We start from the raw sequence: 16,885 nt of genomic DNA, 5'->3' as shown, positions 1-16,885 counted from the left end.
TCCCACTGGGAAACATATGAGAGTCACCGATAGGTGCCCGACCGGGTGCCTTCGGTGGCTCACCTAAGGACCTCACAAGGAAGAGAAGCTGGTGTTTTCGTGACCTTCTTTGGACGCACCCCCGCAGCAAGCCCTGAATTTACCCCTCCGGCAACCGTGCAGTCTATTGCGGTGTTGGGCGCCGGTAGCTGGGGCACCGCTTTCGCTAAGATTGCAGCGGATGCTGCCCGCGAGCGCGGCGATGACACTCGCGTGACTCTCATCGGTCGTGATGAGCAGGTGATGGCTGAGTGCGAGCGCACCCGCGAGAACGCTCGCTATTTTCCGGGAATGAAGCTGCCAGATAACATGCACTTCACTGCGGATGCCCCCGCCGCGCTGACCGGTGCCGATATGGTGGTTCTTGCTTTGCCTGCGCAGGTTCTGCGTTCGCAGTTGCAGAGCTTCGCCCGCTATATTGAGCCGAACGCCATGTTGGTGTCTTTGGCGAAGGGCCTGGAAACCGGTACGGGTCTGCGCATGTCGCAGGTCATTACTGAGGAGCTGGAAGAATCTATGGCTCTGCGTGGTGCTGATGTGCGCGCGATTGGTCATATTCCGCACCGCGTATGCGTGCTCTCGGGCCCGAACCTGGCGAAGGAAATCATGGGGGAGGAGCCTACCGCCTCCGTGGTTGCAGCTCGTACCCTGCCGGTAGCTGAGTCTGTTGCTCACGCAATTGCGTGCGCGTATTTCCGCCCGTACACCAACACGGATGTGGTGGGTACCGAAATTGGTGGCCTGGTGAAGAATGTAATTGCCCTTTGCGTGGGTATTTGCGAGGGCCGCAATTACGGTGATAACTCGAAGGCGTCCATTATGACTCGCGGTCTGGCGGAGATTACCCGCCTGGCGGTGGCCTTGGGTGGCGAGGCTGCGACGATGAGCGGTCTTGCCGGTATGGGCGACTTGATTGCGACCTGCTCTTCGCCGCTGTCTCGTAACCACACGGCGGGGCGCCTGCTGGCCCAGGGTATTACCCCTGACCGCCTGCATGAGCATATGATCCAGACCGCTGAGTCGATTAAGTCGGCGCCGGTGGTGGCTGAGTTGGCTCGTCGTCACAGTGTGGAGATGCCCATTGTTGAGGCTGTGGTGGCTGTGCTTTCGGGTCGTATTGGCATTGAGGAGTTGGCGCCTCAGCTGTTGGGTCGCCGCCTCAAGCATGAGAGCCACTAGGTTTTGAAGCTATCTGGCGTGCTGGTAACCCCTAATTAGTGATGTGTGCCAGGACATACTAGAAGAAGATTGAACGTAGACATCCGAGGACGGATACCGTTGCGGAAGACCTGTGCGTGAGAAACGCATCAGTGACCGCGACGGTATTCGTGCGTTAGGATTATTGACGCATTGCCGTTCCACCTTCCGGCTCTGAGGGTAGGGGAACATTGACTAGGAGAAATATATGACCGAGAAGAAGACCGTCGCCCTGCTGTGCGGTGGCCGCTCCTCCGAGCATCCCATTTCGCTCATTACCGCCGCTGGTGTGCTGAGCGCCATTGACCGCACTGCCTATGAGGTCATCACTATCGGCATTACCCGTGACGGCCGCTGGTATCTGACCGACGAGCAACAGCTCGCCGAGCTGACCGCTGGTACACGCGGTACCGCAGAGTTTCCCGAGGGTACCCAGCAGGTGTTCCTGCCGATGGGTGCCGGTGATTCCCGTTTGACCCTGGTGGATGCTGAGGGTAACGTTACCCGCACCGCACCGGTGGACGTTGTCTTCCCGCTACTGCACGGCCCATTTGGTGAGGACGGTACCGTGCAGGGTCTGCTGGAAATGGCTGACCTGCACTATGTGGGTTGCGGTGTGACCGCATCCGCTGTGGGTATGGATAAGCATTTCATGAAGGTTGCTTTCGAATCTGCTGGCCTGGAGGTCGGACCCTACGAGGTTGTCACTAACCGCCAGTGGGAGCACGAGGACCGCGAGCAGATTCTGGAGCGCGTGCTGAAGCTGGGCTTCCCCATGTTTGTGAAGCCGACTCGTGCTGGTTCTTCTTTCGGTATTACCAAGGTGGATTCGGTGGAGGAGCTTGTGCCGGCGATTGAAGAGGCTCGCTGCCACGATCCGAAGATTATTATTGAGGCCGGTATTGCGGGCCGTGAAATTGAGTGCGCTGTGCTTGATGGTCACCACGGCGAGATGCCTCGCGCATCCTACCCCGGTGAGATTGAGGTTGTGGACGAGGACCACGGCTTCTACGACTTTGAGGCGAAGTATGTTTCTGAGTCTTCTGCTGTGACCGTGTGCCCGGCGAACCTGCCGCAGGATGTGCAAGATCGTCTGCGTGAGCTGGCTGTGAAGGCGTTTTTGGCGCTGGATGGCGAGGGCCTGTCGCGTGCGGACTTCTTCTACACCGAGGATGGCCGCCTGATCATTAACGAGGTGAACACCATGCCCGGCTTCACCCCGATTTCGATGTACAAGACCATGTGGGAGAACACTGGTATTTCCTACACTAATTTGATTAGCGAGCTGCTGACCCTGGCGATGGAACGCCCCTTGGGTCTGCGCTAGTTTTAGAGAGTGCTTAAGCTTTGAGTGGGCTAAGTTCTTGAGCTGACGCTCAGCGTATGAATATTTAACGGTGGAGGAGTGTCCCTGCTGGAAGGCGCCTCGGTGCGGATTCTTGAGACTCTGCATCGGGGCGTTTCTTGCGCGGCTGATAAGTTAGTTGCCGGGGAAAACGGTGAATTGGTATGTATTTCCCGCATATATGCTGATGAGAATCGCTTGTTTTTCATTCATGAGCAAATCACTAATGTCTATCTTGGGGTACTCCAATGGGGGAGTGTAAGTTCTAAAGCGGCATTGATAGGGTGAAATGTAATTCTGTTCATAAGTGCATGAAATAATGCTTCTAGATGGCGAAAAGATTCGCTAGGTAGTCCTAGCACTTGGCAAAGCTCAAAGCTTGCCAGGAAAGCACTAAAATGAGTAATGAAGAAAAAGCTGATTCGGTAGAATAGACGAAGGCAACTCCGGTTTACCTAATGACCGGATATCTATTCACTCACAACGTATTAGAAAGTCAAGGACAACCTTTGGGAAAACGAAGCCGTAAGGTGGTCTCTGCGAGTCTGGCGACAGCACTGGTTGCTTCCGGAAGTCCATGCGTAGCCTCGTTTGCTCAAGATATGCAGGAGGCAGCATCACAGCTTCCGCCGAACCCTGTTGGCACCGCAGAACAAACCCTGGATTCCGCCGCGACCGCGGCATCCTCCTCCCAGACGGTATTACCCGCGCTTACTACCATAAGCGCATGGCCCACCGAGCAGGGGGACAATAAGACTGACAACGCGCAGTCAGAGCCCACCGCTCAGCCTAGCACTTCTTCCAACCCTCAGCCCATTGCTAGTGCTAAACCTTCTGCGATCGCTACGCCCACTCTGGACGCGACACCTACTCCGGACGTGACCGTACAGCCGACTGCCGAGCCCACTGTAGCTCCTGTTGCAGAGCCTACCGATGAGCTCGCTAAGGACGTAACCCCGGAACCTACGGCAGAGCCTACCGCTGAGTTCACTAAGGACGTAACTCCCGAGCTGACCCCGGAACCCACCTCTGATCCGAAGGTAGAGCCTACTCCGGAACCGCAGCCGACTCCGGAACCGGAGCATACTCCCGAACCGAATCCGGAGCCGACCAAGGATGTAACTCCCGAACCGACTCAGGAACCGAGCGAGGCACCCTCCGAGGAGCCGACTCAGGCTCCGGTAGTGCCCGCGTCAACTCAGGAACCCTCTAAGGAAGCAGAAATCCCCGTGGTTCCGGTAGCTCCCGTAGCTCCGGTAAAGGACACAGGTAACGACTCGGACTCCAAATCGGTTGCTCCGGTCGAGACTGAGCCTGTTGCTCCGATTCCTCCGGCGAACAACCAGGTGACCACTCCCGGCAACCGTCAGGAAATCTCTGGGGAAGATGTCATTATTTCGATTGAGCTTCCGCGACCGGGCGGTTCCTCTGAATCCTCCATCTCCTCTTCGGGATCTTCAAGCTCTTCATCGAGTACCAAGGCACCGAATGACGGGCTTGATGACGACGAGGATGATCCGTTGCGTTCTGGCGGCACCACCCTCGGACGAATCGCAGCCAATAATGGCTCGAATGACTCCATCCCGGGGGCGGCAGACTGGGTTGCTGGATACCTCTCGCGCAATACGACCGACGAAGACCACTCCCAGGAGGCAAGCCCCTCGAACTTCTCAAGCTCGGCATCAGCTTCGAAGTCGTCCAGCTCCTCCACCTCGGCTATCGTCAGCCACTCCGCAAAGAGCGTGGCAAAGGCTGACGGCGCGAACGCCGCCCAGGAGCAGGCCGTGAAGAATGCGGACGCTGACGATTCCGGACTTTCCGGCATTGCACCGCTGATTCTCTTCTCACTCATCGGTCTGGTGCTGATTGCTCTGGCAATCCGCTACTTCAGCCGCGGAGCATAAGGCGAACATAACGCGTAAGAATACGCGATAATAGAGGATGTGAATCCTCAGACTTTTAGCGATACGCGGGACAACCCCATGCGAGAGACACCTCTCTCAAAGCTGGGGGAGTCCCGCGTTCTGCGCGCTTTCATGCCGATTATCAACGCCCACAACGAGCAGGTCGCCGCTACGGCACGCCAGGCTGGGCACATTGAACCCCTCGATGTGGGTCCCGGCGACGACTGTGCCGTCCTCGCCGCGCCCGCACCCGGTCAGCGTACAGTGGTCACCACCGACACTCTCGTTGAGGACCAGGACTTCATGAACCTTTGGCCCGGCGGCATCGCGCGGACGGGTGAGGGTGGCGAGTTCATTCTGGAACCCGCCCGCAGCAGCGGTTACGATGTGGGGTGCAAAGCCGCGACCCAGAACCTTGCCGACGTTGCCGCCATGGGTGCACGCCCGGCAAGCCTCTTCATCTCCTTGAGTCTGCCCGGTAGCACTCCTTACGGCTGGATTGACGGCTTCGCCCACGGCATTGTGGATGGAATCAATGCCTGTGGAGCCACCGAATGCGTGATTGGCGGCGGCGATATTGGCGACTCCACCGAAATGTCGGTGACTGTTACCGCCCTCGGCTACACGGATCATGCCGTGCTGCGCTCCGGTGCGCGACCCGGTGACACTATCGCCCTGGCGGGACGTACCGCCTGGTCCGATGCCGGTCTGCGCCTGCTGCTCAACCCGCTCTCCCTACCCGCTACGGCACTGCTATGTGCCATTGCTGCAGGTCAGGATGCTGAGGTGGCACTGAGTGCGGTGGCTCAAGCGTGGGCTCAAAAGCACACTGAGAAGCAGGCTGAAGGTTCGGCTGCACTTGCTGCTCTTCCCGAAGGACTCATCGAGCTTGCCCGCACTCTCACCCCCGAAGACGCCGCGCAGATGCTCGCGGTCTGCGAGCGCGCCGTCGACTCGCAGCACCACCCCGTCAGCCCCATCCCCGCAGGAGAGGTGGCACGCCAGCACAAGGCAAGCTCCATGCTGGACCTCTCCGATGGCCTCGTCAAGGACGCTGGACGAGTTGCCGCCGCCTCCGGGGTGCAGATGCGCCTTGACCGCGCCGCCGTGGATGCGTTCGCCGAGCCGCTACTACCGTTGGCACGCCTGCTACTGGCGATTGGTGAGCGCAATGAGGCGGGGGAGAGCCCTGCATCCTTGGCGCGCGCCTTCGTGCTGGTCGGTGGAGAAGACCACGGTCTGCTGGCGACCTTCCCCAGTGAAGTACCCGAAGAGTTCGTGCCCCTGGGAACCTGCGTTGCGGACGTGCCGGAGCGCGGTCTGAGTGCTGAGCTCTACGGTGCCGAGCGCCGCCACGATACGGTAACCGGCGCGGCGGTCGTGATGGACGGCCGCTCCCTGGACGGCATGGGTTGGGAGCACTACGGAGCTTCCGCGTAGGAGCTTGGTTGAGGGCCGTGAGGTGCGTGCGGTTTGTGCGTTCCCTCTGTGCTTTCATTCCGCGGGACAAATGGCGGACAATACCGTACATTTAACCGAAAATTTACTAGAATAGAAGTACGAAATAGGCTGGATACCGCCCGTGCCGCGGACGCTGAGAAATCAGTCAGGAACTAGCCGAGAACTAGTTGAGAAATCAGCCGAGAACCAGGTGAAACTGATAGGGAGGGTAGCGTGAACGCAGAACAGAACCAGCGCACCGAAGAGCGCGAGATCTACCGCCGCGCCTGCGTGCGCGCCTACCGCTTCGGTATAGCGTGGTCCACCGCCGCCCGCACCACCATCGAACGCTACCGTGAGGCGCTCAATGAACTCAATGGGTTCCCCGTGCCCGATAAGGACACCGGCTCCAATATCGCCCACACCCTGCTGACCCTGACTGAAGAGTTTGAGTGGGGTATGGAGCAGGTTCTGCCCAGTGAAATTCTTCCTAGTGAGGTTCTGTCCGGTGAGGTTCTGCCAGCTAACGAAATTCCTGGCGGGGAGGGTGCGTGCGTGCCCGAGTCGGCGGGTGCCTCCGAAGCCGAAACCCTCGCCGACCTGTGGATTCAGCTGGGCGGTATCTACGAGCACGCGATTATGCGCGCATCCCGCGTGGCGCGCGGCAACTCGGGGACTCTGCTCTGTGCCTGGGCGCTGGAGGCAGTGCGCAGCTACTGGTTCCTGCCTGGAAACCTTGCTCGGGAGCTCGGTGACGCAGCCGATGAGTTGCCGCTCGTGCGAGCCCTGGAGGCAGACTACGAGCGCGTTATTGCTAGCGGCTGCTTGCCGAAGCACCGTGAGGTGAAGTTGGAGTACGCCCACGCGGAAGCACGCGCGATGGCGTTCGCGGCGGAGCGGATTCGCGCCAGCGTGGGGGAGCAGATGGTGCCCTCCACAATGCTGTCGGTTATGGTGGAGCTCGCCCGCCTGGACGCACACTACGATGCATTACAGGACGCAGAAGCCGCTGACGAGGCGCTGAAAGAGCGTCGACGTGTGCTGATGTGTGCCACCCTGGAACGTACCGCGCAGTTTCCGCCCTCGCCAGAGCTTGCCGGTTTCGTGGATGCCGGTGCGCTCGGGTTCTACCTTGCCGTGGTGCACTCCAACCCGCGCTGGGAGGGAGCAACCCTGAACGAGGCGCAGGTGGAGTCCATGCTCCGTGCGCCTTCTGCAGTAGATGCGGTGCGAACGGGCTCTGAATCTGCTGAGCACACAGAACAGGTGGGGCAGAGCGGCTGGGAGCTCATGGGTACACTGAGCTGCGAACCTCTGGCCCTGGCGCAGCTGCGCCCTGAACTTGAAGCCATGGGTGACAGCCTGCTTATTACGCCCCTGGACATGGCGGCTGGGCTCTGGACACTGCACGTGCATGTGCCCGACATCGACCCCGCCCGCGAGCTGATTATGGGCTACGGTCAGTGGTCGGATGAGCGTATTTCTTCCCTCGCGGATGGTCACCACACCGACCACGCGTGCGGTGCGGAGGGCGGCGTATGAGCCCCGCCCGACGTTCCGTGAACCCGCAGCAGGAAGCCCTGGACTTGGGGCTTCCTGAGCCTGCGCCCGAAAAAACTAAGCCGATAAATACTAAACCTGCGAAGGTTGAAGTAGCGCAGGGTGAGCCCGTAGATTCAGCGGGTGTCGAGCATACCCGTGCCGGTTCTGCGACCCGAGCTCATCATGGGAAAAAAGACGCGCCGCTACTGAGCGATGAGCAGCTCCGCACCACCGCCGAGCTGACCGTGCGTGATCTTGCCGCCTACGCCCGAGGCGAGGTGAGCCGCGCTGAGCTGAGCAAACGCGCCGCGCAGCGCGCCAGTGCCCCCTACCGTAAGGCGCTCAAGACGCTCAAGCATTCGCTGGGCCCCGCAGCGCACACCATGACCGACGACGCTATCTACGAGCTGGTTGATATTGCGTTTGCGGCGCGGCAGGCAACTCAGCCGGATGAACAGCAACCGAAGGAACCTGCCCGGAAAGCGCCCGCCCGGAAGAAGCCAGCTCAGAAGAAGCCAGCTCAGAAGAAAGCAGTTCAGAAGGAACTTGCACAGAAGGAACTAGCTCAGAACGACCCCAACCCGCAGCAGAGCGAAACTGCCGCCCGGGCTACTTCGGCGCGCCCGCAGAAGATAACGAAAGCGAGCGAAGAGGCCGAGCAGAAGCCTGCGCCGAAGAAGAGCGCGCCCGAGGTAGAAGTTGAAAAGTCCGCGACCAAAAAGCCTGCACCTAAAAAGGCTGTAGCGAAGAAGACTGCGCCCGCGGAGAAAGCTCCCGCTTCTAAAGCCTCGGCATCGAAAATCCCGGCAAAGCCGAAAACCGCAGCGCCGAAAACCGCATCCAAGAAGGTAACGCCTGCACAGAAACCCCCCGCCCAGAAAGCTTCGACGAAGAAGGCAACTACTGAGAAGGTTGTGGCTGAGAAGCCCGCATCAGCTACCGCGGAGGCTAAGAGCCGTGCCCTGGCGCGCTACGCCTCCGAAGACCGCATCGAAAATGCGCCGCTCAAAAAGTACCTACCCGCGCCCAGCGCCAAGACAATCTCCACGCACCTGGACCTGCACACCGTCGGGGAGATGCTCGATTACTTCCCTCGCAAGTACCTGCCGCGCGGTGAGCTCAGCTCCTTCGCAAAACTCGTTGAGGGCCAAGACGTCACCATCATCGCCCGCGTGGTGCACGTGAGCACCCGAAATATGGCGGCGCGCCGCGGCAAAATCACGGAAGTGACCATCACTGACCGGCTTTCCGACGCCACCGGGCAGGATGCACCCGCAGGTTTTGGTGCCGCTAATTTTGGGGCTGGCGGTCCTGTATCCGTGGTGCCCGGGCGCGCTAACCGCCCCGGTGCATCCGGCGTATCCAGAGTATCCGGTGCGCCCGCGCAGAACTGGCAAGCAACCGGGATGCACAACCCGCGTATCAACGCGCTCGCTAACTCCACGCAGAACCCAGCCGCCCAGATTCCCAGCGCCCAGAACCCGATACAGGGCAGGGGAGTGCAACCCGCCTCCTACAGCGGTTACGCAGACAGCTACGGTCAGGATAGCTTCGCACAGGATAGTTTTGCACAGGATAGTTTTGCACAGGATAGTTTTGCACAGGGAGGCCTCTTTGGCGTGCCTGCACCTAGCATGACGAACCCCGGCGCGCTCATCGGCTCGCAGATCAAGCTCTCCTTCTTCAACGCCTGGACTGCCGCCCGTGAAATCCGTGAGGGCGAAACCATGATGTTCTCCGGCAGGGTCGGCATCTACCGCGGCGAATACACCCTCACCAACCCGCACTACGCCCTGCTATCGAAGGACGCCTCCGGCGCGGACGTCACCGACGCCGCCACCGCCCCCGTGCCCGTCTACCGCGCCCCAGTGAAGCTACCCACCGACCGCATCAGCGGCTACATGGCGCAGCTGCTCGAAAAGGTGCCGCTCAAAGAACTCGAAGACCCGGTACCCTACACGATTCGTCGCGCCCGCAAGGTGCACTCGCTGGAGTGGACGTATCGCGCCCTGCATACCCCCGAATCGGAGGACACCTGGCGTGCCGCGCAGGCGCAGATGCGTTACCGCGAGGCATTCGTGCTGCAGAGTGCGCTTGCCCGCCTGCATTCGGTGCGTGCCGCGCACCTGACTCAGCCGCGCCCCACCGTGGAGGGTGGACTCGCCGATCAGCTGCTTCAGGTTCTGCCCTACGAGCTGACTGAGGGGCAGCAGAAGGTAGGCGCTGAGATTGCCGCCGATCTGTCGAGCGAATCGCCCATGAACCGCCTGCTACAGGGTGATGTGGGTTCCGGCAAGACCGTGGTGGCTCTGCGTGCCATGCTGCAGGTTGCTGATGCGGGCGGCCAGTCCGCGATGCTGGCCCCGACCGAGGTGCTCGCTGAGCAGCATTTGCGTTCGGTACTAGACATCCTGGGGGATATGGCGGCGTCCGAAGACTCTGATACTGACGATTCAGCCGCCGGTTCTGCCGATGAAACTCCCTGGAGGAGCGGGGAGAAACCCCGCCGTGTGCGTGTGCGCCTGCTGACCGCCTCCATGGGTACCCGCGCTAAGCGCAAGGTACTGCAGGAGCTCGCCGCCGGCGCCGCCCAGATTGTGATTGGCACCCACGCCCTGCTTTCCGATGAGGTGCGCTTCCACGATTTGGGTCTGGTCGTCGTGGACGAGCAGCACCGCTTTGGTGTGGAGCAACGCGACGGTCTGCGCGGCACTGACGGCGCTCTGCCGCACCGCCTAGTCATGACCGCAACGCCCATTCCGCGTACCGTCGCCATGACCGTGTTCGGTGATCTGGATGTGTCCGTGCTCGACACCCTGCCCGCCGGTCGCCAGAAAATCTCAACCCATGTGGTGCCCCTCGCCGAGAAGCCTGCCTGGGCATCCCGGCTGTGGAGGCGTGCCCGCGAAGAAATCGACGCGGGCCACCAGGTGTATGTTGTCGTACCCAAAATTGGGGAGGACGGCGACAGCCTGGAGGAAGGTGCCGCGTTCTTTGGCGCATCCAGCCTGAATGGTGCGGGAACAGGCACGGGCAACTCAGCCCAGGGCTATTTCGGTCAGGGTGGTAATGCCAGCAGCGACGGCAAGGTTCAGCTGACCTCGGTCGCCTCAATGTACTCGTACCTGAGCGCTGAGGACGCCCTCATCGGTGTGCGTATCGGCACCCTGCATGGACGCATGGACCCGGCGGAGAAGACGGCCGTCATGACCGCTTTCGAACGCGGTGAAATTGACCTGCTCATCAGCACCACCGTCATTGAGGTGGGCGTGAACGTTCCGAACGCTACGCTCATGATTATCATGGACGCCGACCGCTTTGGCATCTCGGGCCTACACCAGTTGCGCGGTCGTGTGGGCCGCGGCGGCTACGCGGGCACCTGCCTGCTGGTTACCCGCCAGGAGGCAGGTGGCGTGTCCCGCGAGCGCCTGGATGCGGTTGCCTCCACCACGGACGGCTTTGAGCTCTCTCGTATCGACCTGGCGCAGCGCCGCGAGGGTGATATTCTGGGTGCTGCACAATCGGGCTCAAAGAGCACTCTGCGCTTCTTGCGGGCACTTGCCGATGCTGACATTATTGAGTGTGCCCGCGAGGATGCCCGCTCGGTGGTGGAGAAGGATCCGACGCTGGCTAAGCATCCGTCTTTGGCGCGTACGATTGACCGTGCCCTGGACGCTGACCGTGAGGCGTTCCTCGGCAGGGGATAAGCGCTCAACGGGGCAGAACGCTCTGCCAGCCCCGCCCACCAACTTGCTTTGACCATAACCCACCGAAACCGTGACGTTAACACACCGCACTAGTTAAGAGGAGAATCCCTATGAGCCGTATTATTTCCGGTGCCGCCGGAGGTGTTCGCCTTACCTCGGTTCCGGGGGATAATACTCGCCCCACCACCGATCGGGTGAAGGAATCCCTCTTCTCCAAACTAGAGAGCTACGACATTATTCGTGGCGCCCGTGTGCTGGACGCCTTTGGCGGTTCGGGTGCGCTTGGCTGCGAGGCGCTCTCGCGCGGTGCAGCCTCCGTGACTCTGCTGGATACGTACCCGAAGGCTGTTGCGGTGATTCGCAAGAACCTTGCCGCGGTGGAGAAGGCAATGGGGTGCACCGGCTCTGGTCCTTCTGACGCTACCGGTTCTGTGGCACACGTGCAGCAGTCTCAGGCGCTGACCTACGTGAAGTCCGTCTCCGGTCCGTGGGATCTGGTGTTTGTTGACCCGCCCTACGCCGTGCCAAATGAGCAGGTCAGCGAGCTGCTGGAGGAACTCACCTCTAAGCTTGCCGAGGGTGCCGTGGTCGTGGTGGAGCGTTCTTCGCGCGATCCGGAGCCGGTGTGGGGCGAGGGCCTGTACTGTTTTTCGACCCGTCAGCACGGCGAGACAGTTCTCTACTATGTGGAGCCTGACGAGGTGGAGGAGCAAGCGGGCGACGAGTTCGGCAACGAATCTGGTGAGGACGCTGAAGAGATCGCTGCCTAAGATTTCTGTCTCATCTCACCGATCAATCTTTCCGCCTCAGCCTGCGCTCGCCCGCATGACGCTATCCCGCATCCTAAATTCGCCCGCATCTAGTCATTCCAACGTCTGATATTTATTCGTGAAGGAACCGCCATGATTGCCCTCTGCCCCGGATCTTTTGACCCCGTGCACCACGGCCACCTGGAAATCATTGCCCGCGCCGCTCAGCTCTTTGACGAGGTGATCGTGGGCGTGGCGCACAATAGCTCCAAGAAGTACCGTTTCTCCCTGGAGAAGCGCGTGCAGCTGGTGCGTGAGTCTTTGCGGGAGCTCGGCATTGAGGGTGTGGGCGTGGAGCCGATTCCGCCGGGCGTGCTGCTTGCCGAGTACGCGGCGGAGCGTGGTGCGAAGGTTCTGGTGAAGGGTCTGCGTTCGGCGACGGATTACAGCTATGAGGCTCCGATGGCGAGTATGAACCGCCACTTGGCGCAGGTTGAGACGGTGTTCTTGGCCGGTGAGGACCGCTACGGTGCGGTGTCGTCCACGATTATTCGTGAGGTGGCGTCGTTGGGTGGTGATGTGACTGCCTTCGTGCCGGAGGCGGTCGCCCGCGCGTTGAAAAACGCCTAATCAACCCGGGCAACCCGGATGCGCACCCGTCTCCGATACGCCAGATACGCACACGGCACAGCAAACTGTAGCCGGTCGGACGCTAATTACCTCTGGAATGGCCCCGACCGGCTGGTTAAGTGCCGCGCGGTGTCTCCTTAAGAGGATTTTTAAGAGGTGAGCGCCACTTAAAGAGATTTAAAAGGCGCTTAATCTTGATTAACGGTGCGAATGACCCCTAAAATGGGACTTTGGTTTATACATTTCGTAAGGAGAAACGCCATTTCACGTGCAGACGCATCGCCGCTGGTTGTATCAGTCACTAACCTGATTCACCGCCCCGGCGCCATGGAAACTCTCGCTGAGGTTCTGCCCGCACCGGCAGACCTGGGTAACACGCTCATCGGCGTGGAAGAGGGTTCGGATATTGACCTCGATATTCGTATGGAGTCTGTTGTTGATGGTATCCTAGTAACCGGCTCCGTTGTTGTGGATGTACACGGCGAGTGTAGCCTTTGCTTGGATCCGATTGATTATGAGATGTCGGCCAATATTCAAGAGCTTTTCGTCTTTGAGAAGGCCCCGGCTGGCGGCCCCGAAGACGAAGTAGATGAGCAGTACGCCGTTGAGGATGATTCCATCGACCTTGAACCGGCTCTGCGGGACGCAGTAATCCTTCAACTGCCGTTCCAGCCTGTTTGTAGGGATACCTGCCAGGGTCTGTGCGCTGATTGCGGTGCGCGCCTGGAGGATGACCCCGGGCATCATCACGAGGTGTTGGATCCGCGCTGGTCGGCTCTACAGGGCCTGCTCGGCGCAGATACCGAAAACTAAATTGTTGTTACTAGAGATTGTGAGATAGCTGTGGCTGTTCCCAAGCGCAAGATGTCCCGCGCTAACACCCGCGCACGCCGTTCCCAGTGGAAGGCATCCGTGCCCCAGCTGGTTAAGACCGTTGAAAATGGTCGCGTGACCTACAGCCTGCCCCACCAGGCAAAGGTTGTAACCGACGCTGCAGGCAACGCCCTGTTCCTGGAGTACAAGGGCCGTAAGGTTGCAGACGCCTAAGAAGCGGTGAATCCTTATGTTTGAATTTCCTAGTGTTGATACTAGGGAGTTGCGTAAACGTCTCGGGGTCGATATCGACGCCGAGACGTTTTTGCTATCCCTAACCCACCGCTCCTACGCCTTCGAGAACCCCGGAGTGGAGCATAATGAGCGTCTGGAGTTCCTGGGCGATTCGGTGCTTTCCCTGGCAATTGCTGAAGAAGTGTACCGACGCTACCCCGACCTGCCCGAGGGAGAGCTCGTGAAGCTGCACCACGTGGTGGTGTCTACTGTGGCGTTGGCGAAGGTGGCACGCGACCTGGATCTGGGTCGGTACATCCTGCTCGGTAAGGGCGAGATTCACACCGGCGGCGCCGATAAGGACTCGATCCTTGCCGACACCATGGAAGCGATTTTCGGCCTGACCTACCTGGAGTGCGGTCGCGAGGCGGCTCGTGACCTGGTGCTACGCCTGATCGCCCCGCTGCTCGATGATGAGAAGGTCCTGAACTCTGGACGAGACTGGAAGACCGAGCTGCTGAACCTCGCCACCGCCCGCGGTTGGGGAGACGTGTGCTATGAGGTCACCGGTGAGGGCCCCGACCACGCGCGCGTGTACACTGCGGTCGCTATTGTGGCGAACCAGCAGACCGGTACCGGTGTGGGTCCGAGCAAGAAGGAAGCAGAGCGCCTTGCCGCTGAGCAGGCGTACCGCGTTCTGGTTTAGGCTCGTTCAATCATCCTGCAGGTCTGCTAACTCTGCGGGGCTCTTGATCCTGCAATCCTGTTGAGGGGAGTAAATCATGCCCGAACTACCCGAGGTAGAAACCGTTCGCGCGGGCATCGCCAATCATTCCTTGGGTCGCCCCGTGCGGGCGGTGCGCGTGGTCGATGCCCGTTCGCTGCGCAGACACCTGACCGGTCCCGCCCACTTTGAGGCGGCACTGACCGGCAGGGTGCTGCGCGGTGCCTACCGCCGCGGCAAGTACCTGTGGCTGACCCTGAGCGAGGCGGACGGCACACTTGCCGACGAGGCACTCGTGGTGCATCTGGGCATGAGCGGTCAGCTGCTTGTGCGCGATGAACCGGGCAGAGATTTGGGCAGTGACTCGGGTAATGATTTGCAGGCGCGTGCGGCCTTTGATGAGCAGCCGCGGCACCTGCGCGTGGCGCTAGAGCTAGGACCGGCGGGAGCCACCGGCGATGCGGTGAGCACCAACCGGGCATGTACCGGGCAGCGCTTGCTTTTCGTGGATCAGCGCATCTTCGGTGGTATGTTCCTCAGCCCGATGGTACCGGACGTACCCGCGGTGGTAGCAGTGAATGAAGCTGCGGCGGGTGAAGTATCTGAGCGTTTTCTGGTGCCGGAAGCAGTCAAGCACATTGCCCGCGACCCGCTGGACGAATTCTTCGACCCCGCGGCGGTGCGTCGCAAGTTCCTGCGTACCTCCAGCGGGATTAAGAAGGTGCTGCTGGACCAGTCGGTCATCTCTGGCGTAGGCAATATCTACGCCGATGAGGCGCTGTGGCGTGCGCGGTTGCACTATGCGAAGCCCGCACGCACCCTCAGCGCCACTCAAACCCGCGAACTGCTGGAGGCTGTCACCCAGGTGCTGCGCGAGTCCTTGGCGGCTGGCGGCACAAGCTTCGACGCCCTGTACGTGAATGTGCTGGGGGAGTCTGGCTACTTTGCGCGCTCGCTGAACGCCTACGGCCGTGCCGGGGAGCCTTGCCACCGTTGCGCGGAGGCGGGCCGCACATCCCTGATAGTGCGCGAACCGTTCCAGAACCGTTCGTCCTACCGTTGCCCGCACTGCCAGCGGGCACCGCGCTCTCGACAAGTTGAGGGCTCTCGATAAGGCTTACGGTAGGCACAAACTCACGCTAGTTATGCATATGACGGCGTAGCTACGTTTCTCCCATATGGGGGATGTAGCTACGCCGTCATTCGCTTAAACCTCATTCATTTAAACCGAGAGTGGGGGAGCCAACCCGAAAGCCACCCCGAAAAGAAGCACTTAGCGGCTGTACTTGTTGCCGTAGAATAAGCCCAGACGCTCATAGCCTTCCTCAATCGACACGGCGGGCTCCCAATGCAGAAGCTCGCGGGTGCGGCGCTGATCAAACCAGTGCGCGGTCGACAGCTGCTCCGCAAGGAACTCCGTCATCGGCGGCTCATCACCGGCGGTCACGTTCTTCGGCAGACGCTCCCACACACGCTCAATAACCTTACCCGCCAGAGCCGCAACCTTCGCTGGAACCGAGAAACGCGGAGCGGGAACGCCGACCGCCTCACAGAAACCACCCAGTAGCTCAGCGATAGTGCGCGGCTGACCGTTCGTCACCACCAGCGCCCGACCCGCAAAAGCGTCGATGCGCTGATAGCCATGCACCAGCGCATCCGCGGCGTTATCAATGTAGAGCGTATCAATCAGCCCCGTACCGCCAGAGAGCAACGGCAGGCGGCCCGCGGCGGAACGCTCCAGAATACGCTCCACCAGCTGGGTGTCGCCCGGACCCCACATCAGGTGAGGACGCAACGCACCCACGCGCAACACCCCGCCGTCGGGCAGGGCAGTGCCGTTCGCCTCCAACGCCAGCAGCTCAGCGGCAGCCTTTGAACGCGCATAGTTACCGCGCGCATGCTCCGGGGACGCTACGCCGGCACCATCACCCACGATTGCCGCACCGGCATGAGCCACCGACGGCGAGGAAATATACAGGAACGAACCCACCGAATGGTTCAGTGCCGCCTGCAACAGGGTGCGGGTTCCCTCAATGTTGATGCGCTCATAATCAGACCACTCGCCGCTGACCGAAACCTTCGCCGCAGCATGCACCACGCCGTTCATACCGGTCATCGCCAGATCCACAGCCTGCGCGTTCGTAATATCGCCGCGCACCTGCTCAAAACGCGGGCGCACCGAATCGGGCAACAGAGCCGCAATACCCGAATCACCACGCTGAAAAACGCGCACATCATAGCCGGCACGCAACAACGCCAACACACTCTCACGACCTAGCAGGCCGCTCGCACCGGTAAAGAGGATGCGCTCGCCAATACGCGGCGCAAAATCAGGCTCCTCAATTGGGCGTAGCGAACGCGGGGCGGGATCAGTGTAGCGTGCCGCCAGCGGCTGCGCCGGCTTACGGAACCGAGCCGTCGGGGAAGTCACCGCATGCGAGGTCGACAGGCGCGGTTCAGATAAGCGGGGTACAGATAAGCGGGGTACAGACTCATGGGAAGAGGACTCACGCGAAGAATGAGGGGACATCATACTCCTTAGACTTAGGGGGATCCGGCAG

At 60.7% G+C, this 16,885-nt stretch carries 13 protein-coding genes; 12 read left to right on the top strand and 1 reads right to left on the bottom strand.

Annotated features, from left to right (window positions below):
• The first annotated feature begins 99 nt into the window (after positions 1–99).
• The 12 genes from O3648_RS03180 (at position 100) to mutM (ending at position 15,438) form a co-directional block, all read left to right on the top strand.
• Positions 100–1,218, top strand: coding sequence for an NAD(P)H-dependent glycerol-3-phosphate dehydrogenase (locus O3648_RS03180; RefSeq protein ID WP_279740208.1), 1,119 nt, complete (start codon positions 100–102; stop codon positions 1,216–1,218).
• A 226-nt stretch (positions 1,219–1,444) separates the two neighbouring features.
• A complete protein-coding gene (locus O3648_RS03175; RefSeq protein ID WP_279740207.1) occupies positions 1,445–2,563 on the top strand; it encodes a D-alanine--D-alanine ligase in 1,119 nt (372 codons plus the stop codon).
• A 620-nt stretch (positions 2,564–3,183) separates the two neighbouring features.
• Positions 3,184–4,485 carry a hypothetical protein gene (locus O3648_RS03170; RefSeq protein ID WP_371568390.1) on the top strand — a complete coding sequence of 434 codons (1,302 nt, stop codon included), beginning with the start codon at positions 3,184–3,186 and terminating at the stop codon, positions 4,483–4,485.
• A 78-nt stretch (positions 4,486–4,563) separates the two neighbouring features.
• Entirely contained in the window at positions 4,564–5,925 is a 1,362-nt protein-coding gene (locus O3648_RS03165; RefSeq protein WP_371568388.1) for a thiamine-monophosphate kinase, read from the top strand.
• A 234-nt stretch (positions 5,926–6,159) separates the two neighbouring features.
• Positions 6,160–7,467: a Dak phosphatase gene (locus O3648_RS03160; RefSeq protein WP_371568385.1), complete on the top strand. Its 1,308-nt coding sequence runs from the start codon at positions 6,160–6,162 to the stop codon at positions 7,465–7,467.
• Positions 7,464–11,174 carry a helicase-related protein gene (locus O3648_RS03155; protein ID WP_371568383.1) on the top strand — a complete coding sequence of 1,237 codons (3,711 nt, stop codon included), beginning with the start codon at positions 7,464–7,466 and terminating at the stop codon, positions 11,172–11,174. Before O3648_RS03160 ends, O3648_RS03155 begins: the two co-directional genes overlap by 4 nt.
• A gap of 110 nt (positions 11,175–11,284) precedes the next feature.
• A complete protein-coding gene (gene rsmD / locus O3648_RS03150) occupies positions 11,285–11,944 on the top strand; it encodes a 16S rRNA (guanine(966)-N(2))-methyltransferase RsmD (protein ID WP_371568380.1) in 660 nt (219 codons plus the stop codon).
• 132 nt (positions 11,945–12,076) lie between these two features.
• Positions 12,077–12,553 carry a pantetheine-phosphate adenylyltransferase gene (gene coaD, locus O3648_RS03145; RefSeq protein ID WP_371568377.1) on the top strand — a complete coding sequence of 159 codons (477 nt, stop codon included), beginning with the start codon at positions 12,077–12,079 and terminating at the stop codon, positions 12,551–12,553.
• A 204-nt stretch (positions 12,554–12,757) separates the two neighbouring features.
• Entirely contained in the window at positions 12,758–13,366 is a 609-nt protein-coding gene (locus O3648_RS03140) for a DUF177 domain-containing protein (protein WP_348539273.1), read from the top strand.
• Between the two features lie 30 nt (positions 13,367–13,396).
• Entirely contained in the window at positions 13,397–13,600 is a 204-nt protein-coding gene (gene rpmF, locus O3648_RS03135) for a 50S ribosomal protein L32 (protein ID WP_005505656.1), read from the top strand.
• A gap of 16 nt (positions 13,601–13,616) precedes the next feature.
• Positions 13,617–14,306, top strand: coding sequence for a ribonuclease III (rnc, locus tag O3648_RS03130; protein WP_371568375.1), 690 nt, complete (start codon positions 13,617–13,619; stop codon positions 14,304–14,306).
• Positions 14,307–14,382: 76 nt separating this feature from the next.
• Positions 14,383–15,438 carry a bifunctional DNA-formamidopyrimidine glycosylase/DNA-(apurinic or apyrimidinic site) lyase gene (mutM, locus tag O3648_RS03125; protein WP_371568373.1) on the top strand — a complete coding sequence of 352 codons (1,056 nt, stop codon included), beginning with the start codon at positions 14,383–14,385 and terminating at the stop codon, positions 15,436–15,438.
• Positions 15,439–15,597: 159 nt separating this feature from the next.
• Here mutM and O3648_RS03120 read toward each other — a convergent pair whose 3' ends face one another.
• On the bottom strand, positions 15,598–16,854 hold the full coding sequence (locus tag O3648_RS03120) for an NAD(P)-dependent oxidoreductase (protein ID WP_279789006.1): 1,257 nt from the start codon (positions 16,852–16,854) through the stop codon (positions 15,598–15,600).
• Between the last annotated feature and the right edge of the window lie 31 nt (positions 16,855–16,885).

It is taken from the genome of Rothia sp. 27098_8_161, from assembly GCF_041432905.1.
Lineage (GTDB): Bacteria > Actinomycetota > Actinomycetes > Actinomycetales > Micrococcaceae > Rothia.
The sequence above is the reverse complement of the archived record's forward strand: the minus strand, read 5'-3'. Positions and strand labels throughout refer to the sequence as shown.

Excerpts from the sequence above, each read along its gene's own strand:
- mutM (WP_371568373.1), top strand. The coding sequence starts at position 14,383 with ATGCCCGAACTACCCGAGGTAGAAACCGTTCGCGCGGGCATCGCCAAT.
- O3648_RS03175 (WP_279740207.1), top strand. The coding sequence starts at position 1,445 with ATGACCGAGAAGAAGACCGTCGCCCTGCTGTGCGGTGGCCGCTCCTCC.
- rsmD (WP_371568380.1), top strand. The coding sequence starts at position 11,285 with ATGAGCCGTATTATTTCCGGTGCCGCCGGAGGTGTTCGCCTTACCTCG.
- O3648_RS03170 (WP_371568390.1), top strand. The coding sequence starts at position 3,184 with ATGCAGGAGGCAGCATCACAGCTTCCGCCGAACCCTGTTGGCACCGCA.
- coaD (WP_371568377.1), top strand. The coding sequence starts at position 12,077 with ATGATTGCCCTCTGCCCCGGATCTTTTGACCCCGTGCACCACGGCCAC.
- rnc (WP_371568375.1), top strand. The coding sequence starts at position 13,617 with ATGTTTGAATTTCCTAGTGTTGATACTAGGGAGTTGCGTAAACGTCTC.
- O3648_RS03165 (WP_371568388.1), top strand. The coding sequence starts at position 4,564 with ATGCGAGAGACACCTCTCTCAAAGCTGGGGGAGTCCCGCGTTCTGCGC.
- O3648_RS03155 (WP_371568383.1), top strand. The coding sequence starts at position 7,464 with ATGAGCCCCGCCCGACGTTCCGTGAACCCGCAGCAGGAAGCCCTGGAC.
- O3648_RS03120 (WP_279789006.1), bottom strand. The coding sequence starts at position 16,854 with ATGTCCCCTCATTCTTCGCGTGAGTCCTCTTCCCATGAGTCTGTACCC.